Origin of the sequence: Enterovirga sp. (assembly GCF_035325185.1) — a bacterium.
GTDB lineage: Bacteria > Pseudomonadota > Alphaproteobacteria > Rhizobiales > Beijerinckiaceae > Enterovirga.
This window is the reverse complement of sequence record NZ_DAOLAJ010000013.1, coordinates 42,852-54,334: the sequence shown is the minus strand read 5'-3', so window position 1 is coordinate 54,334 and position 11,483 is coordinate 42,852. Positions and strand designations below refer to the sequence as shown.

The following is an 11,483-nucleotide window of genomic DNA, read 5'->3' as shown; positions in this document are numbered from 1 at the left end:
TCGCTCCACGCATCGAGGCGCCAGCCCTCGACGCCGCGCGCGAGATCGAGCGCCGCCGCCGCCAGGAGGGCCGTCATCCCGGCCGGACCGGCCACCCCGCTCGAACGCAACCGGCCCGGCATCGCGATCGCCCGGCTCATGCCGCTCGCTCGCCGAGCAGGGCATCGGCCAGCAGCGTTGCGAACTGCGCGGCCAACGGCAGGCCGCCGAAGACCTCGAAACGCGGAACGCGACGAACCCGGCCCGCCTGGACCATCGGCAGGTTGGTCCAGAACGGGCTTGCAGCCAGTTTCGCCAGCGCGGCATCGGTGCCGGCGCCGTAATCGATATGCAGGATGTCCGCCTTGGGGTTCCGCGCCAGCTCCTCGATGCCGGTATTCGTGAAGCCGGCTCCTCCGGTCGGGCCGGTCCAGGCGTTCCCGACGCCGAGAGCGACCATCACGTCGTGCATGATGCTGTTTCGACCGTAGACGGTCATGTTGCGGCCGTCCGGTGCGAGGCCGACGATATAGACGGCGCGCCGCGGCCGGGTCCTCAGCCGCGCCGCCTCCCGATCGATCGTGCGGGCGAGGTCGGCGACATAGGCGTGGCCGGCCGCCTCGATGCCGAGAAGCCGGGCCAGCCTCAAGGTCTCGTCCCCGGCCCTGGCGAGGGCGCCGTCCCGCCCCGTATAGATATCGAGATGGAAGACGGGGGCCACCCGCGCCAGGACGTCGCGGCCATCGGGCGGAATGGTTCCGGTGACGATCAGGTCGACGTGAAGCTGCGCCAGCACCTCCAGATTTGGTTCGACAGGGTTGCCGCAGCTGACGACGCTTCCCGGCATGGCCGGCGTCGCGCCCATCGAGTCGTAGAACTCTTTCGAGACGGCGGCCGAGGGCGTCAGCCCCAGGGAAAGCAGCGTCTGGGTGCCGGCCCGATCGGGCGTCGCGATCCGTGGATGCACCGCCGCCGCCCCAGCCGCCGAGCCGCCGGGACGGATCGCCGCAAATCCGCACGCGAAGCCTCCCATGCAATGGCGGCGAGTCAAGCCCGGCGCGCTGCGCCCGGCCCGGGCGAGTTCCACAGGCTCCATTGCCGCACGGAGCCTCACCGCGCGGAAGATCGCCGGACGAGACATGGCCTTGCTCGTCCGATCACTCAGAAGCTTCCTCGAAGGGTCAGCGTGACCCGGCGCGGGTCGCCCCAGAACACGCTTCGGCGCAACGGCGCAAAATATTCCTTGTCGAAGATGTTCGTCACATTCAGATTAAGAGATACTTTCTCGGTGAAGGCGTAGCTGACCCGCGCATCGGCGGTGAAGTAACCTTTTTGCGTCAAGCGGCCATAGGTGTTCTCGTAATAGAGGGAACTCGTCGCATTGATCCCGGCGCCGACCTGCCACCTGTCGTAGGGGCCGGGCAGGCGATAATTGGTCCACAGCTTGAAGATATGCATCGGCGCGATCTGCGAGAAGGCTGACGATTGGGTGTCGAAGCTGTCCTTGTCGAGATATTTGCTGTCGTTGTACGTGTAGCCCGCATTAAGGGTCCACCCCTCTGCGAGCTGCCCGCTCACACGGACATCGACTCCCCGTGTCCGAGCCTTCCCCTGCGCAATGTAGAAGCTGTCGAGGGGGTAGTTTGGGTCGAGCGCCGCCCGGTTCTTCTGCGTGACCTGGAAGAGGGCGAGCGATGTGTTGAGCTTGCCGTCCAGATATTCTCCCTTGATGCCCGCTTCATATTGGATCCCTTCCAAGGGCGGGATGAGCTTCCCGGCTGCATCATAAAGAGTTTGAGGTTGGAAGATCGTCGAATAGCTGCCGTATACGGAATAGGTATCGTTCAGCTTGTAGACGAGGCCGCCATACGGCGTCACCTTTGCGTTATACGTATCATGCGTGGGTGCGTAGTTATCGTAGTTGTAGACTGCATCAGGGATGAAGTCCGACTTCCACCATGAAACACGGCCGCCGACGATTGCGGTCAGGTCGTCGGTGATGCGAAGCCGCGTATTGCCGTAAAGGCCGACCTGACTCGTGTTGGTCTTGTTGGCGTCGGTATCCGTCGGAAGGCCGAGCCAGACCGGATAGGGGTAGAAAATATTATAGACATTCACGATTCTGCTGTTGAAATCGTCGCCGTCCGGGCCGTACTTTGTCCGCTGCCATTCGTTCATCGAGGTGTAGTTCACGCCCAGAGTCAACTGATGTTCGCGGCCAAGAAGCTGGAAAGGACCGGACGCAAAAACATCAAAGCTCTTGTTGCTCTCATATCCTTGCTTGTTGTTTGAACCAATCGTTGCAAGGTTGTTTGCCGGATTGACGAAAGTGTATATGTCGGATTGAATGATCTGGCTCTTGTAACAGGTATAATCCCCGGCGCCTTTCAGAAGCCAGCCGTTGTCGAACTTATGTTCGACGGATGCGTAGACGTCGGTGGCGTCGTAGGCCCCTCGGTTCCAGTCGGCGCCGAAATAAGTGGACCGGGACGGCACGACGATGTTGCCCATATAAACCGGGCTGCCTTGCCAGACCGAATGCTGCGTCCGCTCGCTGTGGCTGGCGCCGAAGCGTGCGAGGGTGTCGGGCGTCAGATCGGCCTCGACCGTCCCGAAGAACGACTGATCGCGCCGCCACGTGGTATGTTGCGTGAGGTCCTGGTTCTGCAGATCGGCCACGAACCGTGCGCGAACCGTGCGTTCGGCATTCAACGGTCCGCCGATATCGATCAGCGCGCCGCGCGTGTCGAACGTGCCGAGCCTCGCCTCGGCCGAGGCGGCAAGTTCATAGGGCGCGCGCTTGCGCACGAGGTTGATCGCCCCTCCCGCGCTGCCGAAGCCGTTGTAAAGCCCCGCAGGTCCGTCGAGCACCTCGATCCGGTCGAACGCGGTCAGGTTGGGGGCTCCGGTGCTCGATGTCTGCGAAAGGTTCGGGTTCATCACCACCGGCAAGCCGTCGATCTGCAGCGACGAGATCGGAAAGCCTCGCGCATAGAATTGATAGCGGTCGGAATCGCTCTGGAGAACCGTCACGCCGGGCGTGTATTGCAATGCCTGGTCCAGCGTCTGGATATTCTGCTGCTGGATTTGCGCTTGCGTCATGACGCCGAGAGTCTGCGGGATCTCGCGCTGTGCCAGCGGCGTCTTCGATCCGACCGTCGTGGGTGGATTCACCATGCCGGCATAGGGGTCGCTGGTGCCGCTGCCGCCTTGGGCCGTGCGAGGCGCGCCCTGCGCACTGACAGGCGCAAGGGGCGCAGCCTCGCGCGAAGCGGCCGAACGGATGCCGGAGGCGGGACGCGCCGCCTGCCGGCGGGCCGGGCGGGAGCGTGCCGCCACCGGCTGATGGGCAGGAGTTGCAGCACGCCCCGGCTTCCGCTGGGCGGGAGGGGCGACTTCCACGGGCGGCAAGACCCTGCCATCCCGTGACTGGGCCGGGGCAGCGAGCGACGCTGTCATCGCTGCGGTGGATACGCCAACCGATATGACAGTCGTGCGCGCGAAAGCGACGCGCCAATTCCGCTCTCTTCCCATTGCCTTGCCCCGCATCAGAGCATCAGTTCGATGCCATTTTAGTTTATACTTGTTCCAGAAGGTGCAATCCCGCAGCATATCCTTGGTTGTCAGCGACAGCTGCTACTTTAAAATGCTTCCAATCTGGAATTCATGACTCTATATGGGCGTTTATACACTTGCGAACCGCCTCGGTATTCAGCATTTGAAATCGCATCTGGGCCAAAATTTTCCGGGTGGAGAGAAAAATGACCGGAACAACGGAATCGGGCCACGCCGGCCCGAGGCTCCGGGCCGAGCGCCTTCGGATCCCCGGAGGAGTGACCTGGCACAGCCACGCGGAACTCCAGTGGATGGCGGTCAAGCAGGGGATCGTCGTCCTGGAGACGGCGGGCGGGCACTGGCTCGGGCTGCCGGGACAGGCTCTTCTCGTCGGATCCCACGTGCCGCATGCGGTGCATCTGCACGGCACGGCCGAGATGTACTCGCTCTATATCGAGCCCGGCACGCTCTCGCTGGACGAGCGGTCGGAATGCGAGCTGATGGCCGTTTCACCCCTGCTGGACGCGGCCGTCGTCGCGCTGGTGGCCGAGGCGTCCAGGCGGAGCACGCGGGCAAGGGAACGCGCCGGGCTGCTGGAGCAGCTGATCCTCGGCGATCTGACGACGGGGAGGGTTTCGCTCTACGGACTCGCGAACCCGGACAACCGCGCGCTGCGGTCCCTGTCCCATCGCCTGAGAGCGGATCCGGCGGAGGCATCCGGCATCGACGAATGCGCCAGGATCGTGCGGATGAGCCGCCGGACCTTCACCCGGCGTTTCCGGCAGGAGGTCGGCCTCAGCTTCGTCGAATGGCGACGGCGGCTCAGGGTCTTCCACGCGCTCAGGCTGCGCGCGGAGAACGTCCCGACGAAACAGATCGCCCATCTCTGCGGGTTCAGGAGCACCCAGGCCCTCTACGGCGAGATCCGAAAGGAACTCGGGATCACGTTGAAGACGACCGGAGTGTAGGAAGCGTCAGGATGCCCAGACCCATCCACCGCCCCAGCGAGAACGGTGGACACGGATCATCGCAACTGAATGGATCCTGGACCTGGACGAATCCGGCGACGGGGGCTCAAGGTGCCGGCAAGGCAGCCGAAGCGGAGCCGCCTGCGGTTCAACGACAGCTCGTGCATCCGGCTTCGGCCGGAGCATCCGAACCACGTCTGATCATATGACCTCCCCCGGCTCAGGCGCGATTACTTGATCAGATCCGGCACGAAATAATTTGCAACATCCTTGTGAAGTTTGAAGACGGCCGATTTCACTTCGTCCTGAGACCGTCTGTTTTTGACGAGCGTCACGAGACCCATCCAAAGGTGACGCGGCAATTTGATCTTGTCCAGCCGATTGGTGACGACCTCGGCGATCGCCATTCCGTTCTTGTCGCCGGGCCCGTAGAGCAGGATCAAAAGCGTCGACTTGACGCCGACCTCGAAGAGAATCGAATGCTCTTCACCATATTTTCCGGCCAGGGCGGAGCCGAGCTTCGCCCCGTCGCCCGCAATGAGATAGTGGACGAGATCGGCGCTCGAGGCCGCGCTCGTGGATTGCTTCCGCGGGAAGGGCGGAACCGTGACGCCCGCGATCTCGGCCATCTTCCTCGCCTTGCCGAGCGTGTCGTCGAGGAGCGCACCCGAGACGTTCTGGTTGTAGAGAAGCCCGGCCAGCGCGAGATTCGTGCCGAGCAGCCAGGCGACGGCCTTCATCACATTGGCGTCTTGCGGCGCGAGGGCGCGCGCCGGAGGCCCGGACAGGCCCGAAGCGGCCCCCGCGGCGCAGAGAGCGATCAGCCCTCTCCTGGGAACCCCGCCGACAACCCGATGTTCCGAAGAGTGCATCACGACCTCCGATCGAGCCGCCGCGACCGGCCCAACCCGTCCCGGCCTGCCGCAGAACGGAGCGACGGCGATCTTGGACAGGCTTCCGCCGATCCGCTTATATCGCGAGCATAACTTGAGTCACTCTCGATGTCGCGCATCTTTCTGAGCCATTCGAGCAAGGACAATTACGAAGCGATCGCGCTGAAGAACTGGCTCGCGGCCCAGGGCTGGGACGACGTCTTCCTGGATCTCGACCCGGATCGCGGGATCGCGGCCGGCGAAAGATGGGAACGGGCGCTGTACGCGGCGGCGACGCGCTGCGAGGCGGTCATCTTCCTGATCACGCGCCATTGGCTCGATTCGGGCTGGTGCCGAAAGGAATACGCGCTCGCCCGCGGCCTCAACAAGGCGCTCTTCGCGGTGCTGTCCGATCCGTCCGCGACCTTGCCGGACGAGTTCAAGGGGACCTGGCAGGTCCTCGATCTCGCCGCCGGCCAGGATATCGAGATCTTCGAGGTTCCCCTGCCGGGAAGCCACGAACAGAAGCATGTGGGCTTCTCCGGCGCGGGATTGCGGCGGCTGAAGCGCGGCCTGCAAAAGGCAGGTCTCGATGCCACCTTCTTCCCCTGGCCGCCGCCGGAAGACCCTCAGCGGGCGCCCTACAGGGGTTTTCGGCCCCTGGAGACGGTCGATGCCGGAATCTATTTCGGCCGCGACGCGCCCATCGTCGAGGCGACCGACCGCCTGAGACGGCTGCGGGAGGGCGCAGCACCCCGGATCCTCGTCATTCTCGGGGCATCGGGGGCGGGCAAGTCGTCCTTCCTGCGCGCCGGCCTCCTGCCGCGGATCGCCAGGGACGAGAGCATGTTCCTCGTCCTGCCCGTGATCCGCCCGGAGCGCGCGGCTCTCTTCGGCGAGACCGGCCTTCTGGCCTCCCTCGAGGCGGCCCTTCCCGGGCGCAGCCGGAACGAGCTGCGCGGCGCGATCAACGAAGGTGCGGCCGGGATCGGCCGGGAACTGGCCGCCCTCGCGGAGGCGAGCCACAGCCGCATGCTCGTGACGTCCCCGGATGCGAGGGCGCCCAGCATCGTCGTCACGATCGATCAGGCCGAGGAACTCTTCCGCAGCGACGACGCGCAGGAGGGCGGGCGCTTCCTGTCCCTCCTGCGCGAACTTCTTCTCGACGAGACGCTGTCGGTCATCGCCGTCTTCGGCATCAGGTCCGACGCCTATGATGCGCTGGAACACGCCAAGCCCCTGGAAGGGCTGGCCCAGAGCACGCTTCCGCTCCTGCCTCTGCCCCGCGGCGCGTTCGTGGAGGTCATCGAGCGGCCGGCGCGCCGCTTCGTCCAGGCCGGCGGCAAGCTCGCGATCGAGCCGCAGCTGACGCAATGCCTGCTCGAGGATCTGGAAAGGGGCGGCGGAAGCGACGCCCTGCCGCTGCTCGCCTTCACCCTGGAGCAGCTCTTCCTCGAATTCCGGCAGACCGGCGCCCTCCGGCTGTCCGATTATCACGCGGTCGGCGGCCTCCGGGGCATGATCGACGCGGCCGTCCGGCGCGTCTTCGCGCGGGCGGATGCCGATCCGCGCATCCCGCGCGACCGGGAGGCGCGCGAGATCCTGCTCCGGCGCGGCCTCATTCCCTGGCTGGCCGGGATCGATCCCGACAGCAAGAGCGCGCGCCGGAACGTCGCCCGCTATTCCGACATCCCGGAGGAGGCTCGCCCCCTGATCGACCTGCTGGTCGAGGAGCGGCTGCTCTCGACCGACAGCGTCGAGGTGCCGGGCGAGACGGCAGCACCCGCCCGCATCATCACCATCGAGCCGGCGCACGAGTCGCTGCTGCGGCAATGGGGATTGCTGCACGACTGGCTCCAGGAGGATTTCGGGCGCCTCGTGACGCTCGAAGGCATCAAGCGGGCGGCGCGCGACTGGGACGCCAACGGGCAGGCCGAGGGCTGGCTGGTCCACCGGGAGCAGCGCCTGGCGGAAGCGCAGGCCCTCGATGCCCGGCCGGACATCGCAGCCAAGCTCGACGCCGTCGATCGCAGCTATCTCGCGCAATGCCGCGCCGAGGACGACGCGCATCGTGCCAGGGAGGAGCACAGGCGCGAGGAGCGCGAGGCCGAGCAGGCCCGCCGCATCCGCGACGCGCGCCGGCTCGTGCGGCGCACGGTCGCCGGCCTCGTCGCCGTCAGCCTTTCGGCCGTCGCGGTAGGCGTCTTCGCGTTCTATGCGCAGCATGAGCGGACGGTGGCGGAACAGAGGGGGGAGGAAGCGAGCCGCCAGAGACGCATCGCCGTGTCCAACGAAAGCGAGGCGCTCGCCGCGCTCTCGCGCATCGCCTCCGCCGAGGAACGGCCGGACGATGCGATCAAGCTCGCCTTGTCGAGCTGGCCGCGACAGGGCGACGTGGAGAGGCCGCAACTCGAAACCGCGCTCTCGAACATCTCGCTTGCGCTCAGCGAGCATTCGGTCCCGCGGCGCGAGCACCGATCGGACGTGGCGATCGCCGGATTGCGGCTCGATCATCGCGGCGACCGCCTCGCGACCTGGTCCGGCGACGGACGCGTGACCCTTTTCGACGCGAGCAGTCTCGCGCCGGTCGAGCTGCCCGAGCGGCATGCCGGGGCGGTCGGCGGCGTGCTCTGGAGCCACGACGACCGGAAAATCATCTCCTGGGGGGAGGACGGGATCCTGCGCCTGTCGGAGATCGGCGGGAAGACGCTGCCCCCCGTCCCGCCCATGCGCCACGGGGGGACGGTGCAGGGCGCGCTCTGGAGCCGCGACGACAGCCGTATCTTGTCCTGGTCGGCGGATGGAACGATCCGTCTCTGGAACGCCGCGACCGGCATGGAGGCGATCCCGACGATCCGGGACGTCGAGACCGGCGGCCGCGCCATGTATCCGGGCGAATACATGCATCGCGGCGTCCTGTGGAGCCACGACGAGAAGCGCATCCTCTCCTGGTCCCAGAACGCGCCGCTGCAGATGTGGGACGCCGCCTCGGGCGGGCGGATCACTCTCGGGGCGATGCGGTTCGAGCGGCCCGTCACGAACGCGGCCTGGAGCCCCGACGACACCCGGATCGTGTCGTGGTCGGCCAATACGTTCCGTGTGTGGGACGCCTCCGGGATGCCGGTCGGCCAGCCGGTCCGCCAAAGCGAGTGGATCCTCGGCATGTCCTGGAGCCACAGCGGCGATCGCCTGGTCTCGTGGAGCTGGGACAAGGCGGCCCGGCTCTGGGACGGCGGGACGGCCACCGCGATCGACGTGCCGGCGATGGCCCATGACGAGCCGATCGAGGAGGTGCGCTGGAGCCGGGACGACCGCCGCCTGGTCTCGCGCTCCGCGGACCGGCTGCGCGTCTGGGACGCCGCGACGGGCCGCCCCGTCGGCGCCCCGATGCGCCATGGCGGGGCCGTAACGGGGTTCCGGTGGGACCCGAAGCTCGACCGCATCCTGTCCTGGTCGGCCGGCAGGAGCCTCCAGCTCTGGGATGCCGCGACGGGCGAGGCGATCGGGCCGGCCATGCGGCACGATGCGCCCATCCTGGGCGCGGAATGGAGCCAGGACCGGACATTCGTCATCTCCTGGTCGTCGGACCGGATCATCCGGCGCTGGAACGCCTCGATCGGGCGGCCGGTCGCCTCGTCGACGCGGGGCGCCCTCGGCACCGCTCCGAGCCCCGATGGCGGGCAGATCGTCTCCTGGTCCGACGAGTCCCTCCAGCTCTGGGATGCCGCGACGGGCCAGGCGATCGGCCGCCCGATGCTCCATGAGGACACGGTGCTGGGGGCCGAATGGAGCCGGGACGGAAGGCGCTTCCTGTCCTGGTCCCTGGACGGCACGGCGCGCCTTTGGGACGCCGCGTCCGGCAGGCAGATCGGCGCTTCGCTGGTGCATCGCGGACCCGTCGTCGGCGCCAGATGGAGCCATGACGAAAGCGCGATCCTGTCGTGGTCGCAGGACGAGGCCTATATCTGGAACGCATCCACGCTCAGGCCGCGCCTTCCCGCCCCGATCCGCCACGACGACGAGGTCAGGGAAGCGGTCTGGAGCCGGGACGACACCCGCATCCTGTCCTGGTCGGGAGATGCGCTCCAGTTCTGGGATGCCGCGAAGGGCGTGCCGGTCATGCCGGCGATGCGGCATCGCGATGCCGTCTCGGGAGCGATCTGGACCCGGAATAACGGCCGCATCCTCTCCTGGTCGGCGGACAGGTCCCTGAAGATGTGGGATGTGCTATCCGGCCGGCAGGTCGGCCCGAACATCCCTCACGAGGGGACCCTCTCGGGAACGCCGCTCAGCCCGGACGAGGCGACCTTCGTCTCGTATTTCGAGCAGCGTCTCCAGTTCTGGAATGCCCGGACGGTGACGCCCATTGGCGAGCCCATCGATCTCGCCACCATTCCCGAAGGGATCTCGTGGAGCCACGACGGCCGGCGCCTGCTCCTGTCGGTCGGCCGGACGGGCATTCTGCTCGATGCGGCGACCGGCAAGCAGGTGGGCGCTCCTCTGCTTCATGACGACAGCGTGTCCAACGGCGTCTGGAGCGATGACGACACGCGAATCCTCACCTGGGACAGGGGCCGGACGATCCGCCTTTGGGACGTGCACACGACGAAGCAGATCGGGCCTGCGCTGCTTCACCGCTACGCGGTCAACGGCGCGCGCTGGAATCGGAACGGCTCCCGGATCGTGTCGTGGGCTTCCGGCGCGTTCCACTTCTGGGACACAGACTGGCCGCGCGGCAACCTGCTGGAAATTGCTTGCGCAGTGCTGCCCGATGACGACCTGAAAGGTGTCGCAATGCGGTTCGGCGTCAATCTCGATACGCCGATCTGCGCCGGCAGGGCCGCCCCGGCCGACGTCGATTGGACATCCATCCGGCGTTCCTTCACCAGAACCGAATAGGTCGCCCCAGAACCACGACCAACACGTCGGGATTCGTTGTCGAGCATCCTGGAGCGTGCGGTGGCGGAAAGCGGGTTGCGCCCGGATACGGATGCGCGGGTGTTCGGGAACTGCTATGGCATGGCCCCGCCAGGCCTTATCTCGCTCTTGGCATCGCGCAGAACCATGCTATTATTCGCCAGATAAATGTCAATTTCTAATCAGAAATACTTACTATTGCCTACCTTTATCAATGATTAATGGAGCAAATCTTTTGGACCACCCATGAAAATGGATAAATGGCACCTGCTTGTCGTCGAGCGTTATCGTTAAATCCGGATGCATTTGAAAGAATTTTTTGCTATTTGCGATAGCCTGGATAATATCTCTATCTGGCTGTCGCCATACGCTTTCGAGAGGCATGCCAAGTTCAAGCGCGACAGCACCCGTGATATGGTGGAAAGAACACAAAACCGTCTCCAGCCTGCGCATATAATCTGAATATTCTAGAAAGAGTGAGCTGTCGCAGCCCAGATATCCACGCGTGACACATTCCAGGAATGCACCCATGTCGCTGATGCGGTATGCTTTTGAGGCGGGATCTTCAAAGTAGTCATCTAAGATAAAATCCACAAACAGCTTAATTCCGTCTAGTTCGAACCCTGATAAATATGTTCCATAGCTAGACGGAGAAATGACTGTATGCGGCCCATCTGAATTCAGATCCTCCAATTCTATAAGCCTGGCAACAAGATCCCGACTGAGCGCCAGGTCGATATCGATATGGTATATTCTGTCTATCTGATGGCTTTCAGCAATAGCCTGAAGGTAGACGAATCTCTCGAAGCACTTTAACTCGAATTCGACGCCAAAGTTTTTAGATTTAGCTATATCTATCGAAATGAATTCCTGGCGTAGCTTATCTAGCCTTTCCAGACACGCTCCTCTAAGTTGAGATATGTTTACAAAATGGAATTTACCGTGCTGATTTAGCAGATGCTCACTCCGATCGTTTACAAGAATTATAAACTTACTCTCCGGGAATTGTTCTATGACTTCGTGGTTCCAGCGCAGAACCCCGTGCAGCTCTCTAATAACCGCCTCCACACCTCTGTCCTGGATCGACTCTATATGCGAAACAAAGTAAATGCTGCGGTTTTTCTTAGCGACAGACCGTCTGTCGCCATTAGATTCTGTAACATCGCCTTGATTTACCATTTGGTTTATCATT

6 protein-coding genes are annotated in these 11,483 nt (G+C 64.4%); 2 read left to right on the top strand and 4 right to left on the bottom strand.

Translation table 11 applies throughout. The annotated features are described in order from the left end of the window. Nucleotides 1-136: 136 nt before the first annotated feature. Both PKD06_RS04570 and PKD06_RS04565 read right to left on the bottom strand, forming a co-directional pair. Complete coding sequence (locus PKD06_RS04570) at nucleotides 137-946, bottom strand: ABC transporter substrate-binding protein (RefSeq protein WP_324378028.1); 810 nt, start codon at nucleotides 944-946, stop codon at nucleotides 137-139. A gap of 194 nt (nucleotides 947-1,140) precedes the next feature. Next, a complete protein-coding gene (locus PKD06_RS04565; RefSeq protein ID WP_324378032.1) occupies nucleotides 1,141-3,381 on the bottom strand; it encodes a TonB-dependent siderophore receptor in 2,241 nt (746 codons plus the stop codon). Between the two features lie 359 nt (nucleotides 3,382-3,740). Here PKD06_RS04565 and PKD06_RS04560 point away from each other — a divergent pair, with 359 nt between their 5' ends. Beyond that, nucleotides 3,741-4,502 (top strand): AraC family transcriptional regulator, encoded by a 762-nt coding sequence (locus PKD06_RS04560; RefSeq protein WP_324378026.1) that lies wholly within the window; start codon nucleotides 3,741-3,743, stop codon nucleotides 4,500-4,502. Between the two features lie 230 nt (nucleotides 4,503-4,732). Here the strand turns inward: PKD06_RS04560 and PKD06_RS04555 are convergent, their stop codons facing one another. Further along, nucleotides 4,733-5,374, bottom strand: a complete 642-nt coding sequence (locus tag PKD06_RS04555; protein WP_324378024.1) for a hypothetical protein — start codon at nucleotides 5,372-5,374, stop codon at nucleotides 4,733-4,735. Nucleotides 5,375-5,503: 129 nt separating this feature from the next. Between PKD06_RS04555 and PKD06_RS04550 the strand changes: the two genes are divergently transcribed. After that, nucleotides 5,504-10,273, top strand: coding sequence for a TIR domain-containing protein (locus PKD06_RS04550; protein WP_324378022.1), 4,770 nt, complete (start codon nucleotides 5,504-5,506; stop codon nucleotides 10,271-10,273). A gap of 213 nt (nucleotides 10,274-10,486) precedes the next feature. On the opposite strand, the gene PKD06_RS04545 is transcribed toward PKD06_RS04550, so the two are convergent. Beyond that, nucleotides 10,487-11,470, bottom strand: a complete 984-nt coding sequence (locus tag PKD06_RS04545) for a hypothetical protein (RefSeq protein WP_324378020.1) — start codon at nucleotides 11,468-11,470, stop codon at nucleotides 10,487-10,489. Nucleotides 11,471-11,483 lie beyond the last annotated feature (13 nt).